Here is a 14,045-nt window from a genome sequence, read left to right on the forward strand (position 1 = left end):
CTCCACCTCATGCGCACCGGAGCAGCGGGCGTCCTCGTTGGCCAGGGCGGCGGCGCCTCCTCCTCGGTGCGGCAGGTCCTCGGCCTGCACATGCCCATGGCCACCGCCGTCGCCGACGTCGCCGCGGCACGCCGCGACTATCTGGACGAGTCCGGTGGCCGGTACGTGCACGTCATCGCCGACGGCTCGGTCGGCAACTCCGGCGACGTTGTCAAGGCCGTCGCCTGCGGCGCCGACGCCGTCATGCTCGGGGCGGCCCTCGCCCGCGCCCAGGAGGCACCCGGCGGCGGCTACCACTGGGGTGCGGAGGCCCGCCACGAGCGGCTGCCCCGTGGCTATCGCAGTTACGTGGGGACGGTCGGCACCATGGAGCAGATTCTTGTCGGCCCTTCAGATCGGGCCGACGGCACTCTCAACCTCATGGGCGCATTGCGCCGCACGCTGGCCACGACCGGCTACGCCGACGTCAAGGAGCTGCAGCGGGTCGGGATTGTCGTCGCTCCCTACGACCCGAGCTGACCGACTGGCGAGCACGCGGGGTAGCCGTCGAGCACGGTGGCCAGCCGCCGAACACGTGCTCTGGGGGTGCGTTGTCGGGGGCGGAGGAACGTTTTCGCCGGCTATCCCGCGTGCTCGAGGGCGGCGTCGGCCGGGTAGTCCGGATGGGCGCCGATGGCGGGTTTTCCCGCGTGCTCAAGGGCGGTGCTGCCGATCCGGCGGGCCAACACTGTCGCAATTGGTGACAAACGCCGCCAAGCGCCCCAAGGCCGCGCGGAGAAACAGCGTCATTCCAACGATCTGTGAAACACGATATGCGGTTGCGGGCTCGTTAGTAACCAATTCCGACAATCCGGCCCGCGGACACGGGCGGTCGGCCGGGTCGGGGGCGCTGGGCAGCGTCAGGAACGCTCGGCCGGATCGGGACCGCTCGGCCGGATCGGGACCGCTCGGCCGGATCGGGAGCGCTGGGCAGCGTCGGGGCCGCTCGGCCGCGGGGCGGCGTTGACGTCACCAATTTTTTCGACTATAAAATAATCTCGATGCCCCGGAGCCGCGCCGCAGCGGCCACCCCACGGGGCACGCCACACACCCGTTCGTCATCCCAGTCATGTCAAAGGAGACGCCGTGCCCCATTCCCGCATCGTCCACCTGCGTCGCGGCGGCACCTCGCTCGTCCTGGAGCTGCTTCCCGACCGTCACCCCGTCGTCCGCCACTGGGGCGAGGACCTGGGGGAGCTGAGCGAACAGGCGCTCGCCGACGTTGGCATCGCACAGAACATGACCACCGGTACCAACCAGACGTGGACGACGCCGGCTGTGCCGGTCCTGCCACTGCCGCACCTGGGCTGGTCGGCCCGCCCCGCCGTCCTGCTCCACCGAGTCGACGGTTCGGCCTTCTCCGTCCACCCCGAGTCCGTGTCCCACACACTCGAGGCCGTCGCCGCCCCCGGCGGGACGGCCGACGTCGTGACCTCCACCGCCTCCGATCCTGTCCACGGGATCAAGCTCACCACCGTGCTGCGGCTGGAGCCCACCGGCCTGCTGCGATTGCGCGCCGAGGCAACCAATACCGCTGGCCCCGACGCTGCGCCCGTCAACATCGACGAGCTCACCCCCATGCTGCCGGTCCCATCCGACGCCACCGAGCTGCTGGATATGACCGGCCACCACGCCTTCGAGCGCCAGCTCGTGCGCACCCCCTTCACCCCCGGCACGCGGCTGCGCGAGTCCTGGGAGGGGCGTCCGGGGCACGACGCCGTCACCTGGCTCGCCGCTGGCACCCCCGGCTTCGGTTGGCGCCGCGGCCGTGTCCACGCCGTCCACCTCGCCTGGTCCGGCAATACCCGCGCCCTGGCCTCCCATCCGGTCCAGGGCTACCGGCTGCTCGGGGCGGGGGAGCTCCTCCAGCCCGGCGAGGTCGTGCTCGGCTCGGGCCAGAGCTACACCTCCCCGTGGGTCGTCGGCGCCTGGGGCGAGGGTCTGGACGCACTGGCCGCCCGCTCACACGCCCACGTGCGCTCTCTGCCCTCCTATCCCTCCCGCCCCCGCCCCGTCCTGCTCAACATCTGGGAGGCCGTCTACTTCAACCACGACCTCGACACCCTCAAGGCCCTGGCCGACGAGGCCGCCGCCATCGGCATTGAGCGCTTCGTCGTCGACGACGGCTGGTTCGGTTCCCGCCGGGATGACACCTCCGGCTTGGGGGACTGGCAGGTCTCACAGGAGGTCTGGCCCATGGGGTTGGAGCCGCTGGCTGAGCACGTCCACGCCCTCGGCATGGAACTGGGACTGTGGTTCGAGCCGGAGATGATCAACGTTGACTCTGACCTCGCCCGCGCCCACCCCGACTGGATCCTCTCCGACGGAGCCGGCGGCGCTGTTGAGCACCGCAACCAGCGAGTTCTCGACCTCACCGCCCCGGGCGCCTGGGACTACCTGCTGGGCGCGATGAGCGACCTGGTGGAGCGGCTCGACATCGCCTACATCAAGTGGGACCACAACTCCACGGTGCTCGCCGCCGGCCACATGGTCCCCAACGCCGAACTCGGCACCCGCTACGGCGCCCCGGCCGTGCACGAGCAGACACTCGCGCTCTACCGGCTCATGGATACCCTGCACGAGCGCTTCCCGGGGCTGGAGATCGAGTCCTGCTGCGGGGGTGGCGGTCGCATTGATCTGGGCATCATCGAACACACCCAGCGCGTGTGGACCTCCGACTGCAACGACGCCCACGACCGTGCGAATATCAACCGCGGCACCATGACCCTGCTACCGCCCGAGCTCGTGGGTACCCACGTGGGCTCCGGACGCGACCACACCACACTGCGCAGCCTCGATATCTCCTTCCGGGCGGCCACCGCCCTGTGGGGGCACATGGGCGTGGAGTGGGATCTGCTGTCCGCCACCGACGCCGACAAGCAGGGGCTGGCCGAGCTCATCGCCCTGCACAAGCAGCTGCGCCCGCTGCTGCACACGGGCACGGTGGTCCACGCCGACGTCGACGAGGACGACGCCGTGCACATCCAGGGCGTCGTGGCCCCCGACGGCTCCGATGCCCTGTTCGGGCTGACCAGCCTGGGGCAGGCGCTCACGTGGCCCGGGGCGCCGCGACCCCTGCCCGGCCTCGACCCGCAGCGCACCTACCGCGTGCAGCTGGCTGCTCCCGTCTACGAGGGACACACGTACGAGGCCGCCTGGACTCGCCCCGAGGGCGTCGTCCTGCCGGGCTCGTACCTGACCACGACCGGGCTGTCGCTGCCCGTCATCCACCCCGACCACATGCTGCTCGTGCGCGTCACCGCCGTCTGAGCCCCACCGCCCCGGGCACCCGCTGACCACAACACGCGGATACCCGGGCCCAACCAACCCGATTTCCCGATCCATCCCATCGCCCGGAACGGAGCACCGCCCATGTCCACAGCGACCGCCGCGGCCTCACCGGTGTTGCGCAGGAAACCGAAGGATGACCGTGCACTCGGCATTGCCTTCATCATTCCTGCCGGCATCGGTCTGGTCGCCTTCTACATCTGGCCCCTCATCCGGGGCATCTGGCTGTCCTTCACCGAATACAACCTGCTGACCCCGGAGCAGTTCACCGGGCTGGCGAACTACCAGCGCATGATCGGCGACTCCATCTTCTGGAACGCCGTGAAGGTGACGCTGGAGTACGTCATTATCAATATCGGCGCGCAGACGGTGCTGGCCCTCGTCATCGCCGTGCTCATGCAGCGGCTCACCCAGTCGACCTTTGTACGCTCGATCGTGCTCACCCCGTACCTGGTGTCCAACGTGGTCGTCGCCATGCTCTGGCTGTGGATCCTGGACAACACCCTGGGCATCTCGAACGAGATCATCTCCGCCATCACCGGAGAGAGCGTCAACTTCTTCTCCTCCGCCCTGGCCATCCCCACCATCGCCATGATCAACGTCTGGCGCCACATGGGCTACACGGCCCTGCTCATCTTCGCCGGACTGCAGTCCATCCCGAACACGGTCTATGAGGCCGGCAAGATGGACGGTGCCAGCGAGTGGACCATGTTCTGGAAAATCACGGTTCCGCTGCTGCGCCCCATTTTGGCGCTGGTGCTCATCATGACGATGATCGGCTCCTTCCAGGTCTTCGACACCGTCTCGGTGACCACGCAGGGTGGCCCGGTTAATGCCAGCCGCGTGCTCCAGTACTACATCTACGACATGGCCTTCGGCCGCTTCCAGTTCGGCTACGCCTCCGCCATGGCGGTGGGGCTGCTCATCGTCCTGGCCGCGATCACGATTCTCCAGTACCGCATGACCCGTGCGGGCGAGACGGACCTGGACTGAGGGGAGACGACGAACCAATGAGTACTCTGACCACCACCGCCCCCGCAGCCAGTGCGAGCCCCGAGGCCGCGCCCAGGCGCTCCGGCAAGAACGGCATCTCGGTCGGCCGGGTTTTTGCCTGGATCTTCATGGCCCTGATCATGATCATCACGATCCTGCCGTTCTACTGGGTGCTGCGCACCGCGCTGTCCTCCAACGCGGGGATCACCTCCGACCCGACCTCCATCCTGCCGGTCGACATCAACCTGCGCGGCTTCGCCCGTGTATTTGGCATGCAGTCCACCGAAGAGGCCCTGGCCGACGGCGGCTCCGGCGCCTCCATGAACTTCTGGATCTACCTGCGCAACTCCGTCATCGTGGCCACCTTGGTGACAGTGGGACAGGTGTTCTTCTCCGCTATGGCCGCCTATTCCTTCGCACGCCTGCGCTGGCGCGGGCGGGACGCCGTGTTCACCCTGTTCCTGGCGGCCCTCATGGTGCCGTCGATCTTCACGCTGCTGCCCAACTTCGTGCTGGTCAAGCAGATCGGGCTCATCGACAACCTGTTGGGCGTGGCCCTGCCCACCATGTTCATGACACCCTTCGCGGTGTTCTTCCTGCGCCAGTTCTTCATGAACATCCCCCGCGAACTGGAGGAGGCCGCCCTGCTCGACGGCGCCTCCAAGATCCGCGTCTTCTTCCAGCTCATTTTGCCGATGGCCAGCGCGCCGATCAGCACCCTGGCGATCATCACCTACATCACCGCCTGGAACGACTACTTCTGGCCGTTGCTGGTGTCCTACACGGACTCCTCGCGGGTGCTCACCGTGGCGGTGGCCGTCTTCCGGTCCCAGGCGCCCACTTCCGGCACGGACTGGTCCGGCCTCATGGCCGCCACACTGGTGGCCGCTCTCCCGATGCTGCTGTTGTTCATGGCCTTCGCCAAGCGCATCGTCAACTCCATTGGCTTCACCGGAATCAAGTGAGGAACGAGATGAACCGCGAACTCATGCTCACCAGGCGGGGCCTGCTCACCGGCACCCTCGCCGGTGCCACCGCACTCACGCTGGCTGCCTGCTCCAAAGGTGACGGCCAGTCTTCCTCCAACACCATCGACTACTGGCTGTGGGATGCCAGTCAGGAGCCCGCCTACCAGGCCTGTGCGGACCTCTTCAAAGAGAAGACCGGCATTACCGTCAATATCACCCAGGTCGGCTGGGACGACTACTGGACCAAGCTGACGGCCGGGTTCATCGCCGGCACCGGCCCGGACGTCTTCGTCGACCACATCACGAAGTTCGCCCAGTTCGTGGACCTTGACGTGCTGGTGCCCCTGGAGGAACAGAAGGCCTGGTCCGGCGTCGACGAGTCCGCCTTCCAGGAGGGACTGCTGGATCTGTGGAAGGGCGAGGACGGTCACCAGTACGGCTGCCCCAAGGACTGGGACACCGTGGCCATGTTCTACAACCAGGACATGCTCGCCCAGGCGGGCATCTCCGAGGAGGAGATTCAGACCTGCCAGTGGAATCCGGACGACGGCGGCACATTCGAGCGCATCCTTGCCCGGCTCAGCGTCGACCGCAATGGTGTGCGTGGCGATGAGGAGGGCTTCGATCCCAAGCATGTGGCCGTTTACGGCCTGGGCATCCAGGACTCCGGATCCAACGACGGTCAGACTCAGTGGAGCCCCTTCACCTCCACGGTGGGGGACTGGCACTACACGGATGAGGAGACCTGGGGCACCCACTACCGCTACGACGAGGAGGACTTCCACCGCACGCTCGACTGGTACTTCGGGCTGGTGGACAAGGGCTATCTCAACCCCAATGGCGCCTTCTCCGACGCCACGAGCACGGACATTCAACTCGGCTCCGGCTCGGTTGCGCTGGCCATTCACGGGGCGTGGATGTTCAACACCTTCGCCGGTCTGGACATCAACGTGGGCATTGCGCCCACCCCGATCGGGCCGAACGGTAACCGCGCTTCCCTGTTCAATGGCCTGGGAGACTCGGTGGTCAAGGACTCCGACAAGGTCGAGGCGGCTTCCCAGTGGGTGGCCTTCCTGGGCACCGCCGAGGCACAGGATATCGTTGCCTCTTACGGCATCGTCTTCCCGGCGATCTCCTCCTCCACCGAGAAAGCCATCGAGGTGTTCGAAGAGACGGGTTTATCGACTGAGCCGTTCACGGTGCACCTGGAGGAGGGCGGACAGACCTTCTTCTTCCCACTGACCTACTTCGGTGCCGATGTCAACGCGATCATCTCCCCGGCGGTTGATGCGGTGTGGGTGGATCGAGTTCCGGCGTCCACGCTGACGGACTACAACGACCAGGTCAATCTGCTCTTCGAGACGTCGGCGCACGGCTCGTGAGCCGATAGCGGGATGTTCGTCGCGACATTCCCAGCCACGCGGCGACGAAGTCGGGTAGTGTGAACCCGACATCAGTCATCGTGCTGGTTCGTATCGGCGCGCAGGTGCAGTCCCTGCACTACGAGCGCCGGTTCCGATTCTCTCGAAGGAGTACATATGGCCCAGGTCACCGCCACAATCGCCTCCAAGGTTGGCCTCCACGCTCGTCCCGCTGCCACCTTCGTCAAGGCCGTTGCTGAGAAGGGTGTCCCCGTCACCATCGCTAAGGAGGGCGGCTCCCCTGTGGACGCCTCCTCGATCCTCGGCGTCATGACGCTCGGCGCCGGCTTCGGTGACGTCGTCACTCTCGCCTCCGACGCCGACGGCGCCGACGGCGCGCTGGAGGAGCTCAAGGCGCTCCTCGAGACCGACCTCGACGCCTGACATACCTGCGCCGCCTCGAGTGGCGGCGACGCGCCACCTGTGGTCCGCCCCTTTGGGGCGGGCGTGCAGGTGGCGCGTTTGTTCATGCGGTTGCCGGTAGGGTGCGCCCATGACGATTATTGCTGCGGCGGACGGATCCGCCCTGGGAAACCCCGGACCGGCCGGATGGGCCTGGTACGTAGACGACGGCTGCTGGGCCGCGGGCGGTTGGGAGAACTCCACCAACAATCGTGGCGAGCTCACCGCCGTGCTGGAGCTGCTGCGGGCGACGGCGCAGGCGGGCCTGGCCGGCGAGGAGCTGCTCATTCAGGCGGATTCCCAGTACGTCATTAATTCCCTGACCAAGTGGATTCACGGTTGGCGTCGGCGCGGCTGGCGCAAGGCCGATGGGAAGCCGGTTCTCAATGATGACCTCATGAAGGAGCTGGACGCGGCCATGCGTGGGCGTCACGTGCGCTTTGAGTGGGTGCGCGGGCATGTCGGCCACCCCATGAATGAGGCCGCCGACCAGCGTGCCCGCGCCGCTGCCACCGCCTACCAGCGGGGCACGAGCGTGCCCTCCGGGCCCGGGTGGACTCGAGTGGGCGCGGCAGTGACGGCCGACTCGGCGTCGTCCGACACGCCGCAGTCCTTCACTCAGGAGGACGAGCGCACGCTCTTTTGACGCCGAGTCGAGCGAGGATCAGATGAGCGTCATCGCCTGGCGGGCGATGGCCAGCTCCTCGTTGGTGGGGTAGACGAGCACGGCGATAGCAGAGTCATCGGTGGATACGACGCGCCCCTGGCCGGAGCGGACGGCGTTGGCGTCGGCGTCGAGCTGCATACCCATGAAGCCCAGGCGCTCGACCAGCTCAGCCCGCAGCCGGGCGTCGTTCTCGCCAATACCGGCGGTGAAGGTGAGCGCATCCAGTCCGCCCATGACGGCCGTGTAGGCACCCACGTACTTGACCAGACGGTGCAGGTAGATGTCCATGGCGTCGCGGGCGTCCTGCTCGCCGGCGTCGATGCGCTTCCACACCTGACGCATGTCGTTGTCTCCGGCCAGCCCCCGCATGCCGGACTCCCGGTTGAACAGGTGGTCGATCTCGTCCACGCTCATGCCGGCCACGCGCGCCAGGTGGAAGACGGCCGCCGGGTCGATGTCGCCGGTCCGCCCGCCCATGACCAGGCCCTCCAGGGGGGTGAGCCCCATGGAGGTGTCCACGGCGCGGCCCGCAACCACGGCGGAGGCGGAGGCCCCGTTGCCCAGGTGCAGGACGACCTGCTTGAGGTCATCGCGGCCCAGCATTCGAGAGACCTCACCGGAGACGAACTGGTGGCTGGTGCCGTGCGCGCCGTAGCGGCGGATGGAGTACTTGTCCGCGACCTCGCGCTTGAGGCCGTAGCGGGCCGCCTCCTCCGGCAGGTCCTGGAAGAAGGCGGTGTCGAAGACGGCCACGTGCGGCACGTCGGACAGCAGCTCCAGGCCCACCTCGATGCCCTTGAGGTGGGCGGGGTTGTGCAGCGGCCCGAGCGGGACCAGCTCACTGATCTTGCCGATCACCTCGTCGTCGACAAGCGCGGGGCCGGAGAAGTAACGGCCACCCTGAACCACCCGGTGCCCGACGGCGACGATATTCGCCTCGGACAGGGTCGGGCCCTTCTCATCGAAAAGGCGCAGCACCTCCGATAGGCCATAGCCGTGGTCGGCGACCGGCTCGTTGATCTCGGTCTTCTCACCGGCGTGCCGGTGGATGATCGTGCCGGTCTCCTCACCGATGCGCTCAACCAGCCCTGAGGCCAGGGACTGCCCGGAATCGGGGTCGACGAGCTGGTACTTGATGGAGGAGGAGCCGGAGTTGATGACGAGGACGGTCCGGGTGGTCACAATGAGCCTTTCGATTGTTCGGGGACGGGGACGAGCGATTCAGGCCTGCGCCTGGACGGCCGTGATGGCCACGGTGTTGACGATATCTTCCACCAGCGCGCCGCGGGACAGATCGTTGACCGGCTTGTTCAGGCCCTGGAGGACCGGGCCGATGGCCACGGCGCCGGAGGAGCGCTGCACCGCCTTGTAGCCGATATTGCCGCTGGACAGGTCGGGGAAGATGAAGACATTGGCGCGGCCGGCCACCTCCGAGCCGGGGGCCTTCTTGGCGGCGACGGTCGGGTCAATGGCGGCGTCGTACTGAATCGGCCCCTCGACGGCGAGTGCGGGTGCCTTCTCCCGCACGATCTCGGTGGCCTCGCGCACCTTGTCGACGTCGGCGCCCTTGCCGGATGTGCCGGTGGAGAAGGACAGCATGGCCACGCGCGGGTCCACGCCGAACTGGCGGGCGGTCTCAGCGGAGGATATGGCGATGTCCGCCAGCTGCTCGGCGGTTGGGTCGGGGTTGACCGCACAGTCGCCGTAGACGAGGACCCGGTCCTCCAGCAGCATGAGGAACACCGAGGACACGATGGAGGTGCCCGGCTTGGTCTTAATGATCTGGAAGGAGGGCACGATCGTGTGCGCGGTGGTGTGGGCCGCCCCGGAGACCATGCCGTCGGCGTCGCCCATGTGCACCATCATGGTGCCGAAGTAGGACACATCCTGAACCTGCTCGCGGGCCTGCTCCAGGGTGACGCCCTTCTTGGCGCGCAGGCGGGCGAACTCGGCGGCGTATTTCTCGCTCAGCTCGGGGTCGTCGGTGGCGATGACGCGGGCCGCGGAGATGTCCAGCCCCAGCTCGGCGGCGCGTGCCCGGACCGTGGTCTCGTCACCCAGCAGAATGAGGTCCGCGATGCCGCGGCGGGCGATGACGTCGGCCGCCCGCAGGATGCGGTCGTCGTCCGGCTCCGGGAGCACGATCGTCTTGCGATCCGCCCGGGAACGCTCAATCAGCTCGGCCTGGAACATGATGGGGGTGACCACTTCGCTCGGCTCCACCTCCAGGGCCGCCAGCAGGCCGTCGACGTCGGCCTCTTGCTCGAAGGTGGTGACGGCGATGTCGAGCTTGCGGGCGGAGGCCCGGCCCAGTTCTCCCTGCAGGGAGCCGGCCACCGAAGCGGCGGCGAAGGTGTCTAGCGGGGAGGTCATGACCGGCAGCGGCAGTCGCAGTCCCTTGATGAGACGCAGGGCGTGGGGAGCCACGTCGAAGCCGCCGTTGAGCACCAGCCCGGACAGGTTCGGGAAGCCTGTGGAGGCCTGGGCGGCCGCCAGGGAGATAAGAGCCGCGGAGCGGTCGGCCGGGACGATGACGACCTGCCCCTCGTTGAGACGCTCAAGCACGTGGGAGACATCCATGGCGGCGATGAGGACGCCCTCGGCCTCGCGGTCGAGCAGGGCCTCGTCGCCGGAGATGAGGGTGCCCTCGACGGCGGTGAGCACCTCGCGTACCGACGGTGCGCCGAGCAGGGGCACCTCGGGCAGAGTCGTCGTTGTCACGCCGTCCAGACCCGCCAGCGCGGCGGCGACGGCCGAGCGCGTGTCCGCAGGGCACTTGTTGGCGACCACGGCGACGGTGCGGGCATGGTTGTCGGCGATCTCCGCCATGGAGACCTCGGCGCTGCCGCGCACGTCCTCGGGATCGCCCTGGCCGGAGACGACCAGCAGTACGGGGACGCCGATATTGGCGGCAACGCGGGCGTTGAGGGCCAGCTCAGGGTTGCCGGCGACGTCGGAGAAGTCCGAGCCGTCAATGATGACGGCGTCGTGGTCGCGGGCGACCGCCCGGTAGGCGGCGACGATGCGGGAGAGCGCTTCCTCGGGGTCGGCGTGGAACTCGTCCCAGGTGACGCCGATGCACTGCTCGGCGGGGGTGGTGGAGCCGCAGCGGCGCAGGAGCAGGTCGAGGAAGGGCTCGTTTTCGCGTGAGGCGACGAAGGGGCGGAAAACCCCCACCTTCGCCACGACCTTGGTCAGGGAGGCGACCAGGCCGAGTGCCACGGTCGATTTGCCGGTGGAGGCATTGGGGGAGGCGATGTAAATGCTGCGCGCCACGGTTAAGAGTCCTTTTCACTGCTCGGCGTCGAGTGGGGTGCGCCGCGGGCGGCCGTAGCGCATCGGACTCAAGTCTGCCCTAACCGGCGGGCGCATGTGGGCCGCAGACACGGTTGGCGGGCGCTTTTGTTCGACTTTTTGGTCACCCTGCGCCGTGGTCGGGAGCAACACAGGTGGGAAAGACGGGCCACGGCGGCTGATCCGTGGCCCGTCTCTCCCACCCGCCCTAGGCACGTCGCAGAGCGGATTCTCGGTTGCCCCTCAGAGCTTGGCAGCGGCCTGGAGCAGGTTGGCCGCCGAGAGCTTGAGACCCTCGACGTTGCCGTACTCGGCGTCCTCGTGCTCGATGTTGACATTCATGTCCGGGTTGACTTCGGCGATGGCGCGCAGGAACTCGGCCCAGTAGTCGGTGTCGTGTCCGAGTCCGAAGGCGACGAACCGCCAGGCGGGATCCTGCGGCCAGGACGAGCACCAGTAGCCGTAGGCGGTGGGAGTCTTGTTCTCGGCGTCGGCGGCCACGTGCCCGAAGTCGGTGTCGAGCACGCCGCGGTAGGCGACGCCGGGGAAGATCTTGGTGTCCTTGGCGTGCACGTGACCGACGAGGTTGCCCAGCCGCTTGGTGGCGGCGATCGGGTCCATCTGCTGCCAGAACAGGTGCGAGGGATCCATATTCACCTTGATGTTCGTGGCCCCGGTCTCCTCAACCAGGCGCTCGAAGGCGGGAATGTTGAACACCAGGTTGCGCGGGTGCAGCTCCAGGCAGACCTGCACGTCGTTGTCCCGGGCCAGGGCGTCAATCTCCTTGAAGAAGGGCACGACGACGCTCCACTGGTAGTCGAGGATCTCCAGGTCGATGCCGTTCCACGGGTTGACGACCCAGGTGGGGTACTTCGCCGTCGGGTCCGTGCCGGGCGTTCCGGACATGGTGACGATCTCGCCAACGCCGAGCAGGCCGGCGAGCTTGATGGCGTTGCGGATGTCCTCGGCGTGTTTGAGCCCCTCATTAGGCAGCGGCGAGGTGGGGTTGCCGGAGGTGTTGAGACCCGACAGGCGCATGCCACGCTCGGCGAAGATGCCGAGGTAGTCCTCGCGAGCCGCCTGGGAGGCGAGCAGGGCATCGACGGGGCAGTGGGGGGAGGGGATGAACCCGCCGACGTTGACCTCGGCGCCGGTCAGACCGGCTTCCTTGAGGACGTCGAGGGCGGCTTCCAGGGGACGGTCGCCGAGGCAGGCGGTGTAGGCGCCGTAGTTGAGTGCCATGATGTGTTCTCCTTGTGGTGAGTGAGTGTTGAGTGGATAGTGTCAAGGGCCGCCGGTCTCAGCGGTTGAACTCGGTGACATCGACGGCGGCGCCGCCGTTGGCGGCGGAGGTGGCTACGGCGTCGGCAATAAGCATTTCACGGTAGCCGTCGGCGAAGGTGGCGCAGGGCGGCAGGGCGCCGTCGGTGACACCGGCGACCTGCTGGAGGAAGGCATAGGCCTGGTAGGTGAACTGCTCGATCTGGGTTAGTCCCACCCCGCCGAAGGCCATGGAGGAGCCGCGCGCGAAGTAGGGGAAGGTCGGGTTGACAAGCACCTGGCGGGCACCGCCCAGGCCGGCGGGGGAGCCCGCGTCGTCGATCTTGATCTCGCCGCAGCGGGCCAGGTCCCAGGAGGCGCGGCCCTTGGAGCCGAGCACGTCGAGCATCATCGCGTTGGGCATGTTCCAGGCCACCCGCGAGCAGGAGAAGGTGCCCACCGCGCCGCTGGCGAAGTGACCGGTGAAGGTGGCGACGTCGTCATTGGTGACGTCAGCCATCTCCACGTTTTCGGCGTCCAGGGCGGTGCCGCGGGTGACGTGGCCCTTGGCGACGGGGCGCTGCTTGATGGAGGTCATCATGGCGCCGCCGGAGACGGACACGAGCGGTCCGCAGATGGTTTCGGCGGTGTCGATGAGGTGGCTGCCGACGTCTCCCAGCGCGCCGGAGCCCATGGGACCAGAGTAGCGCCAGGCCATGGGTGTGTTGGGATCGACGCCGTAATCGCACCAGTACCGGCCCTCGAAGTGGTTGATCTCCCCGAGGTGGCCCTCCTTGACCAGCTTGGCGATCTCGGCGACGGCGGCGTTGCGGCGGTAGGTGAAGCCGACGGAGGTGACGGTGCCGGCCGCCTTCTCGGCCTCGGCCATGGCCTTGGCGTTCTCCAATGTGTCGGCCAGAGGCTTCTCGCACAGCACGTGTTTGCCGGCGCGGATCATGGCCTCGGCGATTTCGCGGTGCAGCGCGTTGCCGACCACGATGGAGACAATGTCGATGTTGGGATCGTCGGCGACGTCGCGCCAGTCGGTGACGGCTTTCTCGTATCCGTAGCGTTCGGCGGCGTCCTTGGCGAAGGGCTCGTAGGCGTCGGCGATGGCGGCCAGACGGACCTTGGGCAGGCCCAGGTCGTAGACGGTGCCAACCTGGCGCCAGGCATTGGCGTGGGTGGTGCCGGCCATACCGGCGCCGATGACGGCGACTGAGAGCGACTTGGTGGTCATGATGTCCTGTCCTCGTTGACGGTGGAAGCAAAGCAGTTCACGCGCGTGAATTGTTGGCGCTAGTATGAACCCCGGGTGGGGCGGAGGTCAAGGGGACAGTGCCTGTGATCCAAAGTTGGTCCGGACAATCTTCTATGGCACCAGCAGAGTCACGACGCTTTCCCTGCCAGGTCGACGGGCCGCCGGTCGACTCGGTACCAGCACGAAGGAACCGGTGTTCTCCCGTCAGCGGTCGATCGCATCCGCCACTGCGGCAGCGCCGGACGACTGCCGCCCAAGGGCGTTTCCTCCAGGCTACGGCTCCATGACACAAGTTGGGCATTTCGTGCCTGGGTGGGCGTCCCACCCTGCGGGTGAGTTTCGGGCGCGGTGGCAGCTCGTGCGAGGGACGGGTCGGTGCTGACGGCTGTCGGTACGTTGTTGGTTCGCGGTGGTGCAAGCACCTTGAGGCTGGCCGGGTCGGGATGTGGGGC

The 14,045-nt window shown here is 67.5% G+C and carries 11 protein-coding genes; 7 read left to right on the plus strand and 4 right to left on the minus strand.

All coding sequences use genetic code 11. The features are described 5' to 3' along the window. The 7 genes from RWX45_RS11835 to RWX45_RS11865 all read left to right on the plus strand — a co-directional run. A partial coding sequence (locus tag RWX45_RS11835) for an IMP dehydrogenase (protein ID WP_316023919.1) occupies window positions 1-519 on the plus strand: 519 nt, incomplete at its 5' end. 606 nt (window positions 520-1,125) lie between these two features. Beyond that, window positions 1,126-3,309, plus strand: coding sequence for an alpha-galactosidase (locus RWX45_RS11840; protein WP_316023920.1), 2,184 nt, complete (start codon window positions 1,126-1,128; stop codon window positions 3,307-3,309). A 102-nt stretch (window positions 3,310-3,411) separates the two neighbouring features. Next, the gene (locus RWX45_RS11845; RefSeq protein WP_316023921.1) at window positions 3,412-4,320 is read left to right on the plus strand and encodes a sugar ABC transporter permease; all 909 of its coding nucleotides are present in this window, start codon (window positions 3,412-3,414) and stop codon (window positions 4,318-4,320) included. A 17-nt stretch (window positions 4,321-4,337) separates the two neighbouring features. Further along, complete coding sequence (locus RWX45_RS11850) at window positions 4,338-5,285, plus strand: carbohydrate ABC transporter permease (RefSeq protein WP_316023922.1); 948 nt, start codon at window positions 4,338-4,340, stop codon at window positions 5,283-5,285. Between the two features lie 8 nt (window positions 5,286-5,293). Continuing rightward, on the plus strand, window positions 5,294-6,670 hold the full coding sequence (locus tag RWX45_RS11855; protein ID WP_316023923.1) for a sugar ABC transporter substrate-binding protein: 1,377 nt from the start codon (window positions 5,294-5,296) through the stop codon (window positions 6,668-6,670). Between the two features lie 156 nt (window positions 6,671-6,826). Further along, entirely contained in the window at window positions 6,827-7,093 is a 267-nt protein-coding gene (locus RWX45_RS11860) for an HPr family phosphocarrier protein (protein ID WP_316023924.1), read from the plus strand. 109 nt (window positions 7,094-7,202) lie between these two features. After that, window positions 7,203-7,757: a ribonuclease H gene (locus RWX45_RS11865; RefSeq protein ID WP_316023925.1), complete on the plus strand. Its 555-nt coding sequence runs from the start codon at window positions 7,203-7,205 to the stop codon at window positions 7,755-7,757. 18 nt (window positions 7,758-7,775) lie between these two features. On the opposite strand, the gene RWX45_RS11870 is transcribed toward RWX45_RS11865, so the two are convergent. From RWX45_RS11870 to RWX45_RS11885, 4 genes are all read right to left on the minus strand, one after another. Then, a complete protein-coding gene (locus tag RWX45_RS11870) occupies window positions 7,776-8,960 on the minus strand; it encodes an acetate kinase (RefSeq protein WP_316023926.1) in 1,185 nt (394 codons plus the stop codon). Between the two features lie 39 nt (window positions 8,961-8,999). Beyond that, window positions 9,000-11,054 carry a phosphate acetyltransferase gene (gene pta, locus RWX45_RS11875; RefSeq protein ID WP_316023927.1) on the minus strand — a complete coding sequence of 685 codons (2,055 nt, stop codon included), beginning with the start codon at window positions 11,052-11,054 and terminating at the stop codon, window positions 9,000-9,002. 261 nt (window positions 11,055-11,315) lie between these two features. Further along, on the minus strand, window positions 11,316-12,314 hold the full coding sequence (locus tag RWX45_RS11880; RefSeq protein WP_316023928.1) for a sugar phosphate isomerase/epimerase: 999 nt from the start codon (window positions 12,312-12,314) through the stop codon (window positions 11,316-11,318). 58 nt (window positions 12,315-12,372) lie between these two features. Then, entirely contained in the window at window positions 12,373-13,572 is a 1,200-nt protein-coding gene (locus RWX45_RS11885) for a Gfo/Idh/MocA family oxidoreductase (protein ID WP_316023929.1), read from the minus strand. Between the last annotated feature and the right edge of the window lie 473 nt (window positions 13,573-14,045).

The sequence above is a fragment of the Actinomyces sp. MRS3W genome, from assembly GCF_032465695.1.
In the GTDB taxonomy this organism is placed as follows: Bacteria; Actinomycetota; Actinomycetes; order Actinomycetales; family Actinomycetaceae; genus Actinomyces.